Here is a 17063-nt window from a genome sequence, read left to right on the forward strand (position 1 = left end):
CCCTAAAGTTCAATGTTTACGCGGGTTTGCGTCCGCGCGCTTTCGATGGCGGCAAGCACCATCGCCAGGCTTTTAAAGTTGTCGGTGGAAACCGTTTCGGGGCTACGATGACCCTCGATGGCTTCGATGAACTCGAAAATGACACTCGCGTGCCCAAGCGTCTGGTCGTCGCTCGAAAGGGGGGGGACGATAACCGGCTTCAGGTCGTTGAGAAACTTCCCCTCGCCCGCCAGGACCCGCGCATCGAAATTTTCCGCGCCGTCCCAGATGAGCGACCCCCTGGTTCCGACGAACCGCCACGCGGCCTCCCAGCTCGTCGGCGCGCCATCGGCGCACCACGAACCGCGATAGGTGAAGGTGACCCCGTCGGAGAATTCGAAAATCGCATTGGCCGAGGCGCCATGCGCATACCAGGAGCCCCTGGGATTGGTTTCCTGCGCATAGACCGCAAGCGGCACCTTGCCGGCCATGAAGCGCGCGGCGTCGAAGGTGTGGATCGCCATGTCGAGGAGCAGCACGTGCTCCATCTCTTCGCGGAAACCGCCGAAATGCGGCGCGAGGAAGAAGTCGCAATGAACGCCGGTCAACTCGCCGATCCCGCCAGAGGCAAGGAACGCCTCGATGCGGCGCACGCCCTCGATGAAGCGGCGGTTCTGGACGATGGCGTGAACCCGCCCTGCCCGCTCGGACGCGGCAATGATCTCGCGCGCATCGGCCAGCGAGGTCGCCATCGGCTTTTCGCTCAGAACGTGGCAGCCATGATCGAGCCCGGCGAGAACCACCGGCTTGCGCGCGGCGGGCGGAACGACGTCGAACAGAAGGTCGGGCTTGAGCGTGCCGAGCGCGCCGGCAAGATCGGTCCCGCACGGAACATCAAGGTTGAACTCGCTCGCGCGGGTCGCAGCAAGGGTCTCGTCAAGGTCGACAAGCCCGACGATCTCTACGCGATTGTCCAGTAGCGGGGCGTGCGTAATCGCTTCGAGCCAGCCTTTCGACATAGCTCCGCACCCGGCCAGAACGGCCGTATATGTCACGGTATTCTCTCCTCTCGGGCTCTTGAGGCGCCTCACTTTGCGCTGGCCCGTAAACGTTTACGATACTAGGATTGAATTCGAAAACGTGTCAATAGGTTTTCGTAAACGATTACGGAGATTGTGGACGACCGTGCGTCGTCACAACATATTGTATGGTTGGAATCAGGCGCTTAGCGCAGCATCTCGACATTTCCATCGGCACGGTTTCGCGTGCGCTGAACGGGCGCCCGGACGTCAACGAGGAGACGCGCAAGCGGGTCCTCGAGGCCGCCGCCGAGCTCGGCTATGCGCCCAACCAGGCGGGGCGCTCGCTGCGGCGCGGCGCGACGAGCGCCGTGGGGTTCATGATCGAATCCAACGACGAAAGCGAATCCAACAGCGACAACTTCTTCCTCGGCGTCATCGGCGGGCTGACCGGCGCGCTCGCCCAGCACAATCTCGACCTCGTCGTCCTGCCCTGCTCGACCAGCGAGGACCCGCACGACTATCTCCAGCGCATCGTCGTGCGGCGGCTGGTCGATGCGGTCATCATCTCCGCGACCCAGCGCAACGACCGCCGCATCCCGCTGCTCAAGAAAGCGGGCATCCCCTTTATCGCGCTGGGGCGCACCGGCGGTGCGGACCAGCACGCCTGGGTCGACCTCGATTTCGAGGGCGTCGCCCACAAGGCCGTCGCGCGCCTCGCGGCCAAGGGGCACAAGCAGATCGCCGTGGCGGTCCCCGATAGCGACATCAATCTCGGCCACGTCTTCCGGAACGCGTTCGTCGACGCGCTGGCGCAAAACGGCCTGCCCTTCGACCCCGATTTCATCATCTGCGCCAAATCGAGCGAACACGGCGGCTACACAGTGGGCGACACGCTCCTGGCCATGAAGAACCGCCCCACGGCCGTCGTGCTCGTCTACGAGATGATGGCCATCGGGCTTTACCGCCGCCTCAGCGAGGCAGGCCTCGTACCCGGACGCGACCTCGCCGTGGTCGGCTTCCGCGAAGGCCCCCTCGCCCGCTTCCTCTCCCCCGCCCTCACCTGCTTCCGCATGTCGCTGCTCGACCTCGGCACCGGCCTCGCCGAAGGTCTCCTCGCCACCATGCCCGCCTTCCCGGACCTCTACCGGGCCGAGCCGGTGCAGAAGCTGTGGCCGATGGAGCTGGTGGAGGGGGAAAGTGATGCGATGGAGGTATAGGGGGACGGCAGGTCGGGAAATGCAAAAAAGCAATCGACAAACCGCCTATCTAGCGGAATTTCATCTCCATGCGCTGCCTGCCGGCTGCTTCGTCGGCTGCGCCAAGTCCACAGGCCGGATTGTAGACACGGCCGAGGCTGTATAGGTTTGGCTGAGCGAACTAAGGGACGATCGCTTTGCGTATATCGAGAATTAGAATCAAGAATTGGCGGAATTTCCGCAGTTCCGAGGTAAGAAATATCTCGGATGTCGTTTACCTGTTGGGGCCAAACGCGTCGGGCAAATCCAACTTTCTTGATGTGATGCGATTTCTTCGCGACCTCGCAAAATCGAAGGGCGGCGGTCTTCAAGAAGCGGTTGAGGGGCGGGGCGGGATCTCTAAGATACGGTGCCTACATGCACGAAAAGATACTGAGGTCCTGATCGATGTAGATGTCGTCGACAAGGATGGGTTGAGCGGCTGGAATTACATTTTAGGTTTCAATATTCCAAGTTCCGGCTTCGAGAAAAGTCGGCGCCCCATCATAACTCAGGAAATTGTAAATCGGATTGAAAATGATGGACAAAAAACATCATTAATAAACAGACCAAACTCAGCCGACGAAAAAGATGAAGACCAGAGACAGCAGACCTATATTGAACAAATTAACAGCAATAAAGAATTTCGAGATTTAGCTGAATTCTTTGGATCTATAACATACTACCATCTCGTCCCCCAGCTTCTTAAATTTGGCGACGAAATAAGTGGCAGGACTGTTGAGGACGACCCGTTTGGTCAGGAATTCTTGTTGCGTGTATCCGCAACGCAAGAACGGACACGGAACTCTCGATTAAGGAAAATTGAAAAAGCGCTCCAATCAATAGTACCACAATTAGAAGACTTGAAATTTTTGAAAGATGAGATCACCGGAAGACCTCATTTGGAAATTAAGTTCAAGCACCATCGTCCGCGCGGCGCACGTCAGAGAGAGGATCAGTTCTCTGATGGAACTCTTCGATTAATTGCTCTTTTCTGGCTACTTCAAGAAACGGGTGACGCGCCATTGCTACTTGAGGAGCCGGAACTTTCGCTTAACGAAGAAGTGGTCCGACAGCTGTCCTATTTGATAGACACGGTGCGACGTAAAAGGTCTGGCGCTTTCGGGCGACAAATCTTCATCTCCACTCACAGCTACGCCCTACTGTCGAATCCGGGGATTGATCCAGACGGTATAATCGTCATCGAGCCATCAGACGATGGCTCGAGCACCAGAAAGGTGAGTCCGACCGAAAAAGCCGCACTGTCGGCTGGCTTGTCCCCGGCAGAAGTCGTGCTTCCGCACGCCCGCGGCATCCCTGTTGGCAGGCAGCTGAAGCTTGATCTATGATTGCGTACTACTGTGTCGAAGACCCTTTGAGTGGTGCCGTCATTGTTCGGTTGCTCAATGATTTACTTGACGAACTGTATTTGACAGAGCTGCAGCCGAATCAAGGTGGCTTTGGCGGGATAAAGAAGAAACTCAGCAACTACTGTACGCTGGCCCAGCACTATGACGTCTTCATTCTAACTGATCTTGATCGTGCGGAATGCGCACCTAGCCTAAGAAGAAAATGGTTTGATTCCGCCAACTTGAACGATCCACTTCCCAAAAAATTTAACTTCAACATTGCCGTCACTGAAGTTGAAGCATGGCTACTGGCAGATCACAATAACTTGAGCAAATATCTTGGCATCCCAACCCACGAGCTGCCAAACGACACTCAAATCGCCGATCCCAAAGAGTACCTGCTACGTTGCGTTCAACTGTACGGAAACCGTCGAGCAAAGGCAGAGCTGCTACCTACCGGTGCCGCTAAAGTAGGCCTCGGCTACAATGCACACCTTAGTCGATTTGCAATGGAATATTGGGATTTTAGAGGTGCCGCCGAGCGGAACGCCAGCCTCCATAGAACAGTCGAGCGGATAGCGGCCGCACGACAGGAAGCTTCATAGCCGCAGGTCGGGGTGCACTTTACACACTAAATTCTTCTGCATGAGGCGGGTGACAACGACAGATTTTCTTGCTGTGCACCCCCCGTGGCGCCGCTGTTCTGGACCGGCAAACCGTGCCAGATCTTAAAGGTTCGGGCGCGTCCTGCCCGAAAGCCAATATCTTGCAAGGGTCGACGGCAGCTTGGGGGGCAGTTGTACTAGACTAGGTCGCGAACCTTCAAACTCATACTACCTCCCCCACCACGGAGACACCCATGATCGTCTGGGGCCGCAAAACCTCGTCCAACGTGCAGGCCCTCATGTGGTGCATCGGCGAGCTGGGGCTCGACTGTGTGCGCCATGACGTCGGCCACATCTATGGCGGCAACGATACGCCGGAATTCCTGGCGATGAACCCGAACGGCAAGGTGCCGGTGCTCAAGGATGGGGATCAGCCGCCGATCTGGGAAACGGGGGCGATTATCCGGTATCTGGCGGCGCGGTATGGGGACGAGCGGTTCTGGCCCACGGACGACGGCGCGCGGGCGCAGGTCGATATGTGGGCCGAATGGGCCAAGATCAACGTCACGCTGGGCTTCACCATGCCGATCTTCTGGCGGGTGGTGCGCACGGCGCCATCGCAGCGCGATGCGCGCGCGATTGCCGAGGCCACCGCGAAGCTCGACGCGGTTCTTGGGATCGCGGAAGCCCGGCTCGCGGCGCACCCGTTTCTGGCCGGCGCGCATTTTACGCCAGCGGATATCCAGTTCGGGCACATTCTCTATCGCTATTTCGATATCGACATCGACCGCCCCGAGCGGCCGGCGCTCGAGGCGTATTATGCGCGGCTGGAGGAGCGGCAACCCTATAGGGATCATGTGATGGTGTCCTACGATGAGCTGCGCGTGCGCGACTGAGGCCGTCCGCGGCTAGCGTTTTCCGCTTTTCTTCGATTTGAGAGCTTCGGGACCGGGATCAAAGTCCGGGCTGGCCAGGGCGCGGTGAGGCGCTTGCGGGGACGTGTGTGCATCAAAGATTTTTTTGATGCACACACATCTCCGTGCGCTATTGCATCACCCAGCCGCCATCGACGTTCATCGTCTGCCCGGTGACAAACGAGGCGGGCGTCCGAGGACAGGAACATCAGGACCGAGGCGATCTCCTCGGGGCGGCCGCGGCGTTAGGCGCCCGATGACTTCACCTGGCCTGTTTTTCCAATGAGGAGAGGCTTAGAAAGACCGAATTGAAACTCTACCCGCCGAGGAAGAGTTTAAGGGCAATTGACCACATCACGAAGGCAATTACCGCCTCGAGAATACGCCAAGCCATGGCGTTCGCGAATATGGGGCGCAGGAGGGCTGCGCCAAAGCCCAAGCCAAAGAAGAATAGGAAGGAACCGGCGACGGCACCGGCGGCAAAAGCTGTTTGCTCTCCCCCGAATTGGGTGGAAACCGAGCCGAGCAGAACCACGGTGTCGAGATAGACATGAGGGTTGAGCCAGGTCAGCGCGAGGCACGTCAACAGCGTTGGTAAAAGCGGGATGGTGTCACCGCGCCCCTGCACGATAAGGGAGCCTTTGGACAGTAGCGCTGACATCCCGCTCTTGGCCCCATACCATATCAGGAACGCCGCACCGCCGATACGCATGACCGGGTCGACCCACGGAAGCCAGCTTGCGATGCGGGTAAAGCTGGTAACCCCAACAACAATGAGAACGGCGTCGGATACAGCACAGGCAAAGCACACCGCCAAGACGTGCTCTCCCCTGAGCCCCTGCCGTAGAACGAAAGCGTTCTGCGCGCCGATTGCCACGATGAGGCTTAGGCCCATTCCAAGGCCGGCAAGAAAAACTGTCAGGTCCATTGCTTCCACCACTGCTGCCCGTTGCGATAAGCCATCGGCCCGTGTTAGAAAAATTAAAGGTCCTTACACAGCATAAGACAGGCTAATCATGCTGGACTATGGTGCTGCATCGGCTGTAGCGATGATTGTCCGCACTGGCAGTTTTGAGAAAGCCGCCAAAGCCCTCCACGTTACACCGTCGGCCATCTCGCAGCGTGTGAAGCAGCTTGAAGAACGCATGGGCACGATTCTGGTAGAGCGCGGGTCGCCTTGTCGTGCGACGGACAAGGGCGCGTGGCTGTGTCGGCACATGGAGCTTGTAGGACAGTTGGAGAACGATCTGTTCGGACAACTGCCTGAGCTTGGCGAGGTAAAGGGCGGAACAGTGACAGTCGATGTTGCCGTCAACGCTGACAGCCTCGGGACGTGGTTCCTGCCAGCCATGGCAGCGTTTGCCCAACACTCGAACGTCATGCTCTCCATAGCGGTCGACGATCAGGATCATACGGCCGAGTGGTTGAGACGGGGCCGGGTTCTTGCAGCCGTTACCTCAATGTCTGAGCCGGTCTCTGGCTGCACGGTCACAGCATTGGGACACTTGCGCTACGTCGCGACCGCCAGCCCGGAATTTTGCCGCAGGTATTTTCCAGACGGGGTCACCGGGAGTGCGCTGAACAAGGCGCCAACCCTCGCCTTCAACCAGAAGGACAGCATGCAGCAGGACTGGCTCGCAGAACACTTTGCATCCAAGGTCGCGCCGCCCACGCATTGGCTGCCTTCGACGCAAGGATTTGTCGAAGCCTGCGTACTTGGAATGGGTTGGTGCCTCAACCCGATCGATCTCGTGCAGTCGCATATTGACGCGGGGCGTCTGGTCGAACTCGTCCCCGGAGCAACAACGGATGTTCCGCTTTACTGGCAGATAAGCCGCTGGGCCGAGGGTCGGTTTCCGGAACTAAAGCATCAGATTATCGACTGGGCCCGAGCCTCGCTTTTTTAGCAGCTTCGAGCGCTCGGACGCAGAAAGCGCCGCGGCGCCGGAACGCCTTGCGGCCCCCGCCTTCAGGAAGGGACTTGCGTTCCTGCTCGACGGGCTGGCCAGGGCGCGGTGAGGCGCTTGCATCTCCATGCGCTATTGCATCACCCAGCCGCCATCGACGTTGATCGTCTGCCCGGTGACAAACGAGGCGGCGTCCGAGCACAGGAACATCAGGACCGAGGCGATCTCCTCGGGGCGGCCGCGGCGTTTGAGGGCCTGGTGGTCGAGAATGCGCCGTTCGTAGGCCTCAAGGTCCGGGTGGATCTTTTCGGCATCGGTGGGAAAGGCGCCCGGGGCGATGGCGTTGGCGGTGATGCCGTAGCGGCCGAACTCGCGCGCCCAGCTGCGCGCCAGCCCAATCAGCGCGCTTTTCGACTGCACATAGGCCGAAAGCCCCTCCCAGCCGCCCGAAACGGTGATCGAGGAGACGTTGACGATGCGGCCCCAGCCTTTCTCCTTCATGTGCGGGAGCGCGGCCATGACGCAGACGATGCCGGCGTCGACATTGATGCGCTGGACGCGCTGGATTTCCGCGAGGGTCATGGCTTCGAACATCTTCGAGGGGTAAATCGCCGCGTTGTTGATGACGATGTCGAAGCCGCCGGTTCGCGCGATGAGGCGGGTGAGGACGCCCCCAAGCGCGTCGAGGTCTGAGAGGTCGGTCTTTTCGACCGTGAGGCCTTCAAGACCGGCCTCGGCAGCGGCGGATGTGAGCGCGGCGATCTTGGCGTCGTCATGGTCGAGGACGACCACGCGCGCGCCTGTGCGCAGCATTTCAAGCGTCGTGGGCAGGCCGAGCCCGCCCGCCGCGCCGGTATAAAGAATGGTCTTGCCCTCGAGCGACCCGAATACGTCCTTCACGCGCGCCTCCTCCCTTGCGATTTGCGACCATCATGCCCGTTGCATCGCTGCCCGCAAAGGAAAAGGGCCCCGCCAAGGGGGCCCTTTGCACGTGATTTTGCGGCGTGGGCGGGCGCTTATTCGATGTCGAGACCGTAGATCTCGACAATATCGTCGAGCATCAGGTTGGCCGCGATGACGCCGCCGGCGGTGTTCCAGATCGCGTCGTTGACCGGCTGGACGTTGCCGGCCTGGACCACTTCGAGATTGGCCCAGAGCGGGTCGGCCATCCATTCGTCCGCGCGGCTGTCGCCCTCGCCGTCGCCGGTCTCATAGACGAAGTAGAACATCCGGTCGCCGTCGAAATCGGGGATGCGCTCCTTGCCGACCTCATCGGCGAACTCGTCGCGATCCTGGATTTCGGGACGCGCGAAGCCGATCTGGTCGAGGATGATGCCCGCGAAGGTGTCCTTGAGGTAAATGCGCGTGCGGCCCGGCATGAAACGGACCAGCGAGATTTCCTCGTTGACCCGGTCGCCCAGCGCCGCGGCGATGGCCTCGACGCGCTCCGCGAAATCGGCGAGCACCGCCTGGCCTTCCTCGTGCTTGCCGACAGCGTCGGCGTAGAATTCGAAATTGATCTGCCAGTCGCCGCGCAGCCGCTCGGACATCACCGTCGGCGCGATGGCCGAAAGCTGCTCGTAGACGCCTTCCTGGCGGGCCTTGTTGCCGATGATGAGATCGGGCTGCAGCGCCGCGATCATCTCGAGATTGACCGCAGACTCCTCGCCAAGCGCGGTGGTATCGGCCAGTGCCTCGCGGGTGTGGTCGTACCACGGATCGCCCGACCAGCCCTTGACGGCGCCGACAGGCGTGACGCCGAGCGCGAGCAGCGCCTCGGTGCCTTCATTGGTGAGAACGACGATACGCGCGGGCGCATCGGGCACCTCGGTCGTTCCCATGGCATGGGTCACCTCACGGGCTCCCGCAAGAGCCGGCGCAACGAGCGCTGCGGCGAGCGAAACGGCCGCGAGAACATGACGAAATGCGGGCATGGCCTATCCTTAATTCTTGACAGTTGCAGTCGGAAAATGGTTTGGGGCAAACAGCCAGAATTTAATCTGACTGTCAATATCAACTTTGTGGAAACCGAACCGCGTGTCCACGCTCAGCCTCGCGCGCACCGACGAGGGCCTCTCGAAGGCCGCCCGATACGCCATCCTCACGGGTGTGCTGGCGCTCGCCATGGCGATGAGCCTGATGCTGGGCTACCGGCAATATACGCCGCTCGACGTGTGGAACGCGTTTACCGCGTTTGACGGCAGCGAGACGGCGGTCGTCATCGTCAACCTGCGCCTGCCGCGCGCGATCATCGCGCCGCTCACGGGCGCGAGCCTCGGGATTGCGGGTGTCGTCATCCAGACCCTCGCGCGCAATCGCATCGCCTCCCCCGATACGCTGGGGCTTAACGCGGGCGCTTCGCTGACGGTCGTCGTCGCGAGCTTCGTTTTCGGGATATCCTCGCTCGCGGGGCTCTCGAGCGCGGCCGCGCTCGGTGCGCTTTTGACGAGCCTTATCGTCTTCGGCATCGCCACGAGCGCGGGCGGGCTCTCCCCGCTGCGGATCGTGCTCGTGGGCGTCACAATCGCCGGGCTCGGCCACGCCATCGTCGAAGTCATCCTCACCTCCAATGAAGCCGAACTCGAACAGCTTCTCTTCTGGCTCTCGGGCTCGTTCATGGACCGGCCCATATCCCTCGCGCTCAACGGCCTGCCCTTCGTTCTGACTGGCGCGGCAATCGCCGTGGCGCTGGCCCGGGCGCTCGATGCGCTCCACGCCGACGATTCGACCGCCGCCAGCCTCGGCGTGCCCATCGTCCTCGTACGGGGCGCGAGCTTCGTGGCGATCTCGATTCTCACCGGCACCGCCGTCGCGATGGCCGGCCCGGTGAGCTTCGTCGGCCTTGTCGTGCCCCACGCCGCGCGAAAAATCGTCGGCCTGCGCCACACGCACCAGATCGCGGCGGCCGCTCTTGTGGGCGCGATCTACACCACCCTTGCAGACGTTCTCGCGCGTTTCGTCATCTATCCAACCGAAGCGCCCGTCGGCGCGCTGACGGCCGTCGGCGGCGGTGTCGTGCTGTTGGCGCTGCTGCGGCGGAGGGCGGCATGACCCGGGCCCGAACCGCACCGGTGCTGATCCCGGCGCTGCTCGCAGCCGCAACGCTGCTCGCGCTTGCGGGCGTCGCCTTCGGGTCGACCTGGATCCCCATCGAGAACGTCGCGATGGTTTTAGTCGGGCTGGGCGACGCGACCCAATCGCTGATCGTCCTGCAATTGCGGCTCCCCCGCGTCGTCATCGCCATCCTCGCGGGCGGCGCGGTGGCCCTGGCGGGCTACCTGCTCCAGCGCGTCACACGCAACGAACTGGCGTCCCCGAGCGTATTGGGCGTCGTCGACGGCGCGGCGCTCGGCGTCGTCATTTTCCTTGCGGCTTTCTCAAACGAGAGCAACGCGCTCATCCTTCCCATCGCCTTCCAGCCGCTTGCCGCCGCTATCGGAGCGCTCGCAGCCATCGCGCTCGTTTTTGTCCTTGCCGGGCAACAGGCCGCGTCGGCCATCCGGCTTTTGCTGTTCGGCATTGCCGTAGCCGCCGTGGCCAAGGCACTGACGACGGTCCTGATGCTGATCGGTCCGATCTACCGCACCAACCAGGCCGCGCGCTGGATCGCCGGGGCTGTCAACGAGATCAGTTGGAGCGAGATCGTTATCGTCGCGGCGGCCCTGGTACCGCTGGTAATTCTTACGGTCGCCGCGGCGCGAAAACTCCCGCCCGCCGATCTCGATGAAATTTCCGCGCGCAGCGTCGGGCTCGACCTGCCGGTGTTCCGCATCCTCATTTTCATCCTCGCCGCGCTCCTGACCGCGGCCGGGGTCGCCTTCGCCGGCGGTATCGGCTTTGTGGGGCTGATGGCTCCGCATCTGGCGCGGCTTGCGCTGGGACGCGGCGTCTATACCGGGCTCATCGGCAGCTTCGTTCTGGGCGCCATGATGCTGGTGGGCGCGGATTTGATCGTCCGCGTCGCCTTCGCGCCGGTCGAAGTGCCCGCCGGCACGGTGACGGCGATCATCGGCGCCCCCTACTTCCTCTTTCTCCTGATGCGAAAGCAACGCAATGACGGATAACCGGATCACTGTCGACGCCCTGACGCTTGGCTATGGCAAGCAAACGGTTCTGAACGCGCTCTCGCTGCCCATCGCGCGGGGGAAGGTGACGGTGCTCGCGGGCCCGAACGGATGCGGAAAGTCGACGCTGCTGCGCGCCATTCGCCGGTTGCACCGGCCCGCGAGCGGGCGCATCCTCCTCGAAGAGATCGACATCGCCAAACTGGGCCATAAGGACATGGCCCGCCAGATCGGGCTTTTGACGCAAAGCCCCTCAGCGCCCGAGGACATGACGGTGGAGGAACTCGTCCGGCTCGGACGCTACCCCCACCAGACGCTGCTCCAGCCCTGGAGCGCCGAGGACGGACGCGCCATCGACAAGGCGATGGCGGGCACAGGTGTGGCGCACCTGCGCGAACGGGCGCTCGGCTCGCTCTCGGGCGGACAGCTCCAGCGCGTCTGGATCGCCATGGTGCTGGCGCAGGAAAGCGACATCATCTGCCTCGACGAGCCGGTCAATCACCTGGACATGGCGCACCAGATCGATTGCCTCAACCTTGTCTCGCAGCTGAACGCGGAGTTCGGGAGAACGGTGGTGCTGGTGCTCCACGACCTCAATCTCGCCGCGCGGCATGCCGACCGGCTCGTCTTTATCAAGGACGGCAGGGTCGAGGCCGCCGGGACGCCCGAAACGCTGATGCACGAAGACATGATCCGGAACGTCTTCGGCGTGCATTCGAAGGTGATTACCGATCCGGTGCATGGGCGCCCAATGTGCATCCCCATAGGCACGGCGCCGTGGCGCAAGATGGTGCCCGTGAGCGACACCTAGGCAGCACCGGCGACGGGCCCGGCAGGCTTCCTGTCCCACCCCCACAAGGGGGCGGGGAATTGAGCCGCGCCAGGCTCTTTCATGCGGCAAACATCACAACATCCCCTTACCCCTGGGACCCGGCTCAACGCGAAGTGACGTGAAGCCGCGCCAACTTGTCGTACCGCCTTCGATTGACACCTCTTGCATTTCGTATCACTTTCGTTTCAGTTTCGGATTTACGGAGTCGCGCCTTGAGCGAAACCACCTACGATATCTTCGTCATCGGCGGCGGCATTAACGGCTGCGGGATCGCGCGTGACGCTGCGGGCCGCGGCTTTTCGGTGTTTCTTGCTGAAATGGACGATCTCGCCAGCGGCACGTCCTCGCGGGCGACAAAGCTCATCCACGGCGGGCTGCGTTATCTCGAACACTACGAATTCCGGCTCGTGCGCGAGGCGCTCAAGGAGCGCGAAATCCTTTGGGCCGCCGCACCGCACATCATCTGGCCGCTGCGGTTCGTCCTGCCGCATCACAAGGGGTTGCGGCCGTCCTGGCTGCTGCGCCTTGGGCTGTTCCTCTACGACAATATTGGCGGGCGCAAGCTGTTGCCGCCGACCAAAGACCTCGACCTTGCGATCGACCCGATCGGCAGAGCCCTCAAGCCGGGCTACGGCAAGGCGTTCGAATATTCGGACTGCTGGGTGGACGATTCGCGCTTCGTCGCGCTCAACGCCCGCGACGCGGCCGATCGCGGGGCGCAGATCCGCACGCGCACGAAGGTTGTCTCAGCCAGGCGCGCCAGCGGCCATTGGGAAATCGAAACCCGGAACACCCGCACCGGAAAAACCGAAACCATCGCGGCAAAAATGCTCGTCAATGCCGCCGGGCCGTGGGTCGATACGGTTCTCGACCAGTCCGTGCACGCGCACGAGAAACACGCCGTAAGGCTCGTCAAGGGCAGCCATATCGTCGTTCCGAAGCTCTACGACGACCCGCGCTGCTTCTTCTTCCAGAACAGCGACGGCCGCATCTTCTTCGCCATCCCCTACGAGGACGATTTCACCTTGATCGGGACGACCGACGAGGATTATTCCGGCGACCCGAGCGATGTCGCGATTTCGGATGCGGAAATCGACTATCTCTGTGCCGCCGCCAGCGAATATTTCGCCCAACCGGTGACCCGCGAAGCGATCGTCTGGACCTATTCCGGCGTCCGTCCGCTTTACGACGACGGCGCCTCCAAGGCGCAGGAAGCCACCCGCGACTACGTTCTCAAGCGCTCGGGCGGCGATGGCGAGCCGGCGCTGCTCAACGTCATCGGCGGCAAGCTCACCACCTATCGGCGGCTGGCGGAATCAGCGCTTGAACATATCGAGGCAGTGCTCGGAAAACGCGGTGGAAAATGGACCGCCGGCGCGCACCTTCCCGGTGGGGACTTCCCCATCGACGGGTTTGCGCGCGAGGTCGGCAAGCTCGGCGCGGATTACCCGTTCCTCTCCAAAGCGGAGGCCAGGCGCCTCGTGCGCCGTTATGGCACGCGCGCCAGTGCGATCCTTGGCGAGGCCAAAGCTGTCGAGGACCTGGGGCAGCATTTCGGCGCCGGGCTCTATGCCGCCGAAGTGCGCTATCTGATGGAAATCGAGTGGGCCCAGACGGCGGAGGACGTCCTCTGGCGGCGCACCAAGCGCGGGCTTGCAGGCACGGAGATCGACGTGGATGCGCTCGAGCGGTTCATGGCGGCGCAGACGCAGGAAGGCGCGGAAAGGGAACGGGCTTAGGCCGGCATCCTCGGCACGCTCGCCAGAAGCTTGCGCGTATAGGGATGCTGCGGGGCGGCAAGGATATCGCGAGTCTTCCCGCTCTCGACGATCTTCCCGCGCTCGAGGATGATGATCTCCTCGCAAAGCGCCGCAACCACGCCCAGATCGTGGGAAACCAGAAGGATCGTCATCGCGTCCGAAAGGGTCTTCAAAAGCTCGACGATCCTGATGCGCGTCGAGAGGTCGAGCGCGCTCACCGCCTCGTCGGCGAGGATCAGCTTGGGGCGCGCGACGATGGCGCGGGCAATGGCGATGCGCTGGCGCTGGCCACCGGAAAATTCGTGCGGATAACGCGAGACGGCGTCCTCGGGAAGCCCGACATCGTGGAGCGCGGCGCGGATCGCACGCTTGTGGTCGCCGGGGATGCGGAGCGATCGCAGCGGTTCGGCAACGATGTCCTCGACCTTCTGGCGCGGATCGAGCGAGGAATACGGATCCTGAAAGACCGCCTGAACCGATTGGCGGTAGCGCCGCATGAAGGTGCGGTCGCGGGCGTCGAAGGTCTCGCCTTCGAACCGGATCGCACCGCTTGAGGGACGCGCGAGCCCGAGGAGCAGCTTCAAAATGGTCGACTTGCCCGAACCGGACTCGCCCACAAGCCCGACATTGGTGCCGGACCGCACGGAAAAGGATACGCCATCGAGCACCTGTTGATCGCGGGCGTATGCGAAATCGACGTTTTCGACGGAAATCAGGCTCATCGCGCGGCCCCCAGCGCCCTGTCGAACGCATCCGCCGCCGCGACGAGCGTTCTGGTGTAGTCGTGTTCGGGCCGGGCCAGAACCGTGCCGACCGGGCCGCGCTCGACCACCTCGCCCCGGCGCATCACCGTGACGTCGTCGACGATCCGCGCGACGACCGGCAGGTCGTGGCCGATAAAAAGGAGCGCCATGCCCTCCTCGCGCACGAGGCCTGCCATGAGATCGAGGACTTCGGCCTGGGTGGTGACGTCGAGCGCTGTCGTCGGCTCGTCCGCAATCAGCAGCTTCGGATGGCACGCCAACGCCATGGCGATGGCGACGCGCTGCCGCTGACCGCCGGAGACCTCGAAGGGATAGGCGTTGGCGATCCGGTCGGGATCGGGCAGCGCCACGCGTTCGAGGAGACGCCTGACTTCGGCCTCGATGTCCGCGCGGGCAGCCGGCTCGCCCGCGCGCCGGCGGCGGCGCAGCACGGGCTGGTAGATCTGACTGCCCATTCTCATCAGCGGGTCGAGCGCGGTGAGCGGTTCCTGAAAGACGGTTGCGACGGCGCTGCCGCGCAGCGGCACGAGATCGGCATCGCGCGCGCCGATGACCTCCGTGCCGTCGAGGACGACGGAGCCTGTCGCGGTGAGGCCGGGCGGCAGCAGGCCGGTCGCGGCGAGCGCGGTCAGCGATTTGCCCGAGCCGGATTCGCCGATCAGCCCGACGCGGGCGTTCTCGCCTATGGTCAGGTCGAGATTCGAGACCAGCAGCGTTTCACCAGACCGCACGGAGAGGTTTTCGATCTCCAGCACCGCACTCATCGCGACCGCCTCCGCGTTGGATCGCCGATATCGCGCAGCCCGTCCGCAAGCATATTCATGCCGATAACCAGCGTCACGAGCGCAAGGCCGGGCGCGATGGCGCCGAAGGGGGCGGTATAGACCGTTCCCTGCGCCTCCTGCAGCAGCCGCCCCCACGAGGCATTCGGTGGCGGCGCGCCGAGCCCGAGATAGGAGAGCGAGGCTTCCGCGATGACCGCGAGGCCGAATTGCAGGGCGAAATTGACCAAAAGCGTGGGCCAGATATTGGGCAGCAGATGGATGAAGACGATGCCCGCCCATGAGGTGCCCGCGGTGCGTGCGGCGGTGATGTAGTCCATCTCGAGCACGCGCTTGGCGAGGATGCGCGTGAGGCGTCCGACGATGGCGGAAATCGCAAGGCCGAGCGCGAGGATTGCCGAAAAAAGGCTGGCGCTGTCGGTCGCGGCGACGACCAGCATGGCGAGCAGAAGCGTTGGAAACGCAATGAGGATGTCGAAGGCGGCGGCGAGGACGTCGTCGAGGAACCGGGTGGCGAACGCGGCGAGGATGCCCAGCGTCACCCCGATAAGGGCGCCGATGCCGACAGCCCCCGCGCCGACGGTGAGCGCGATGCGCGAGCCGATCATGATCTGGGTGAAGAGGTCGCGCCCGAGCCGGTCGGTCCCGGCCCAGTGCGCGAGCGAGGGGCCTTCGAGGCGGCCGCCGGCCATGCCGGCGGGGTCGTAGGGCGTCCAGACGAGCGTGAGGAGCGCGACGACGACGTGCAGTCCGACGAGCACGATGCCGACGCTGAGCGTCAGCGAGGCGCGCATGCGGCGCGGTTCGGTTGCGGCGACGGCGGTCATTTCTGCACGCTCCCATGCGGATCGCGCAGGCGCGGGTCGATGAAACGCTGGGCCAGGTCGGCGAAAAAGCCGATCAGGAGCACGAGCAGCGTCGAGATGAAGAGGACGCCCTGGACGTTGGGATAATCGCGCTGCTCGATGGCGAGCAGCAGCATGGACCCAAGCCCCGGCAGCGCGAAGACGCGTTCGATGACGACGGCGCCGAGGAGTGCCGTGGCGAGCTCGATGCCGAGGATCGAGACGACGGGCACCGCGCCATTGCGGATCCCGTGGCGGACGAGGGATTCGGAGAACCCCGCCCCCAACGCCCGCGCGGTCCTCAAATAATCGCTGCCCAATACGTCGAGCGTCGCCGAACGCACATAGCGCAGGAGCGAGGCGGCCATGACGATGGCGATCGTGGCAATGGGGAGGGTCAACGCCCGCAGCGCCGCAACGGGATCACCCCAGCCTTGCGGCGGAAAGCCGCCCGATGGCAAAAGGCGCAGGTTCACCGCGAAAAGCGTTACGAGCAGGATGCCGACCCAGAAGACGGGGATGGCGATGCCGAGCTGGGAGACGACGGAGATCGCCGCGCCATACCATTTGTCCGCCTTGACCGCCGCGACGATCCCCAGAGGAACCGCGACGGCAATGGCCAGCGCGAATGAGAGGAGCGTCAGCGGGATGGTAAGCGTCAGCCGCGTCAGAACCTCCTCGAGCACGGGCGCGCGGCTGACAAAGGACGTGCCGAGGTCGAGCCGGACGAGGCTCGAAAGGAAATGAATGAATTGCTCGAAAAGGGGCAAATCCGACCCCACCTGCCGCCGCGCTGCGGCGATCTGTTCGGGATCGGCGCCGACGGAAATGAGCGAACTCGCCGGGTCGCCCGGCAAGAGCCGCAGAAGGATGAAGAGCACCACCACCGCCACGAAGAGCGAAATGACGAGGATGGCGAGCCGGCGGAAAATATAGGCGAGAATGGGCTTCCTCCTTTCCGCCGGCTGATCCTGGAGCGCTCCCGGAAATCAATGACGACCGGGA

The 17063-nt window shown here is 62.9% G+C and carries 17 protein-coding genes; 9 read left to right on the forward strand and 8 right to left on the reverse strand.

All coding sequences use genetic code 11. The annotated features are described in order from the left end of the window. Positions 1 to 2 precede the first annotated feature (2 nt). Positions 3 to 1034, reverse strand: coding sequence for a Gfo/Idh/MocA family protein (locus LSG43_RS08070; RefSeq protein WP_231802937.1), 1032 nt, complete (start codon positions 1032 to 1034; stop codon positions 3 to 5). A 152-nt stretch (positions 1035 to 1186) separates the two neighbouring features. On the opposite strand from LSG43_RS08070, the gene LSG43_RS08075 reads away from it, so the two are divergent. From LSG43_RS08075 to LSG43_RS08090, 4 genes are all read left to right on the forward strand, one after another. Further along, positions 1187 to 2218, forward strand: coding sequence for a LacI family DNA-binding transcriptional regulator (locus LSG43_RS08075; RefSeq protein WP_231802939.1), 1032 nt, complete (start codon positions 1187 to 1189; stop codon positions 2216 to 2218). Between the two features lie 176 nt (positions 2219 to 2394). Further along, the gene (locus tag LSG43_RS08080; RefSeq protein ID WP_369412465.1) at positions 2395 to 3585 is read left to right on the forward strand and encodes an AAA family ATPase; all 1191 of its coding nucleotides are present in this window, start codon (positions 2395 to 2397) and stop codon (positions 3583 to 3585) included. Further along, positions 3582 to 4190 carry a DUF4276 family protein gene (locus LSG43_RS08085; protein WP_231802943.1) on the forward strand — a complete coding sequence of 203 codons (609 nt, stop codon included), beginning with the start codon at positions 3582 to 3584 and terminating at the stop codon, positions 4188 to 4190. Before LSG43_RS08080 ends, LSG43_RS08085 begins: the two co-directional genes overlap by 4 nt. A 254-nt stretch (positions 4191 to 4444) precedes the next feature. Further along, complete coding sequence (locus tag LSG43_RS08090; protein WP_231802945.1) at positions 4445 to 5086, forward strand: glutathione S-transferase family protein; 642 nt, start codon at positions 4445 to 4447, stop codon at positions 5084 to 5086. A 334-nt stretch (positions 5087 to 5420) separates the two neighbouring features. Here LSG43_RS08090 and LSG43_RS08095 read toward each other — a convergent pair whose 3' ends face one another. Then, positions 5421 to 6032 carry a LysE/ArgO family amino acid transporter gene (locus tag LSG43_RS08095; protein ID WP_231802947.1) on the reverse strand — a complete coding sequence of 204 codons (612 nt, stop codon included), beginning with the start codon at positions 6030 to 6032 and terminating at the stop codon, positions 5421 to 5423. 88 nt (positions 6033 to 6120) lie between these two features. Between LSG43_RS08095 and LSG43_RS08100 the strand changes: the two genes are divergently transcribed. Continuing rightward, positions 6121 to 7011 carry a LysR family transcriptional regulator ArgP gene (locus tag LSG43_RS08100; protein ID WP_231802949.1) on the forward strand — a complete coding sequence of 297 codons (891 nt, stop codon included), beginning with the start codon at positions 6121 to 6123 and terminating at the stop codon, positions 7009 to 7011. A 132-nt stretch (positions 7012 to 7143) separates the two neighbouring features. On the opposite strand, the gene LSG43_RS08105 is transcribed toward LSG43_RS08100, so the two are convergent. Together LSG43_RS08105 and LSG43_RS08110 are read right to left on the reverse strand one after the other, a co-directional pair. Next, the gene (locus LSG43_RS08105) at positions 7144 to 7911 is read right to left on the reverse strand and encodes an SDR family NAD(P)-dependent oxidoreductase (RefSeq protein WP_231802951.1); all 768 of its coding nucleotides are present in this window, start codon (positions 7909 to 7911) and stop codon (positions 7144 to 7146) included. 116 nt (positions 7912 to 8027) lie between these two features. Then, a complete protein-coding gene (locus LSG43_RS08110) occupies positions 8028 to 8945 on the reverse strand; it encodes an ABC transporter substrate-binding protein (RefSeq protein WP_231802953.1) in 918 nt (305 codons plus the stop codon). A 103-nt stretch (positions 8946 to 9048) separates the two neighbouring features. Here LSG43_RS08110 and LSG43_RS08115 point away from each other — a divergent pair, with 103 nt between their 5' ends. The 4 genes from LSG43_RS08115 to glpD all read left to right on the forward strand — a co-directional run bounded on the left by LSG43_RS08115 (position 9049) and on the right by glpD (position 13646). Then, positions 9049 to 10062, forward strand: a complete 1014-nt coding sequence (locus tag LSG43_RS08115; protein WP_231802955.1) for a FecCD family ABC transporter permease — start codon at positions 9049 to 9051, stop codon at positions 10060 to 10062. Then, on the forward strand, positions 10059 to 11075 hold the full coding sequence (locus tag LSG43_RS08120; RefSeq protein ID WP_231802957.1) for a FecCD family ABC transporter permease: 1017 nt from the start codon (positions 10059 to 10061) through the stop codon (positions 11073 to 11075). Before LSG43_RS08115 ends, LSG43_RS08120 begins: the two co-directional genes overlap by 4 nt. After that, positions 11065 to 11886: an ABC transporter ATP-binding protein gene (locus LSG43_RS08125; protein ID WP_231802959.1), complete on the forward strand. Its 822-nt coding sequence runs from the start codon at positions 11065 to 11067 to the stop codon at positions 11884 to 11886. The genes LSG43_RS08120 and LSG43_RS08125 overlap by 11 nt, the downstream gene beginning before the upstream one ends. A gap of 233 nt (positions 11887 to 12119) precedes the next feature. After that, positions 12120 to 13646, forward strand: a complete 1527-nt coding sequence (gene glpD / locus LSG43_RS08130) for a glycerol-3-phosphate dehydrogenase (RefSeq protein ID WP_231802961.1) — start codon at positions 12120 to 12122, stop codon at positions 13644 to 13646. Here glpD and LSG43_RS08135 read toward each other — a convergent pair. From LSG43_RS08135 to LSG43_RS08150, 4 genes are read right to left on the reverse strand one after another with little or no spacing between them, the layout of a single operon-like run. After that, entirely contained in the window at positions 13643 to 14389 is a 747-nt protein-coding gene (locus tag LSG43_RS08135) for an ABC transporter ATP-binding protein (RefSeq protein ID WP_231802963.1), read from the reverse strand. The genes glpD and LSG43_RS08135 overlap by 4 nt on opposite strands. Next, positions 14386 to 15195 carry an ATP-binding cassette domain-containing protein gene (locus tag LSG43_RS08140; RefSeq protein WP_231802965.1) on the reverse strand — a complete coding sequence of 270 codons (810 nt, stop codon included), beginning with the start codon at positions 15193 to 15195 and terminating at the stop codon, positions 14386 to 14388. The genes LSG43_RS08135 and LSG43_RS08140 overlap by 4 nt, the downstream gene beginning before the upstream one ends. Further along, positions 15192 to 16040, reverse strand: a complete 849-nt coding sequence (locus tag LSG43_RS08145; RefSeq protein WP_231802967.1) for an ABC transporter permease — start codon at positions 16038 to 16040, stop codon at positions 15192 to 15194. Before LSG43_RS08145 ends, LSG43_RS08140 begins: the two co-directional genes overlap by 4 nt. Then, complete coding sequence (locus LSG43_RS08150) at positions 16037 to 16990, reverse strand: ABC transporter permease (protein ID WP_369412483.1); 954 nt, start codon at positions 16988 to 16990, stop codon at positions 16037 to 16039. The genes LSG43_RS08145 and LSG43_RS08150 overlap by 4 nt, the downstream gene beginning before the upstream one ends. Between the last annotated feature and the right edge of the window lie 73 nt (positions 16991 to 17063).

This window comes from Pelagibacterium xiamenense (assembly GCF_021166475.1).
Classification (GTDB): domain Bacteria; phylum Pseudomonadota; class Alphaproteobacteria; order Rhizobiales; family Devosiaceae; genus Pelagibacterium; species Pelagibacterium xiamenense.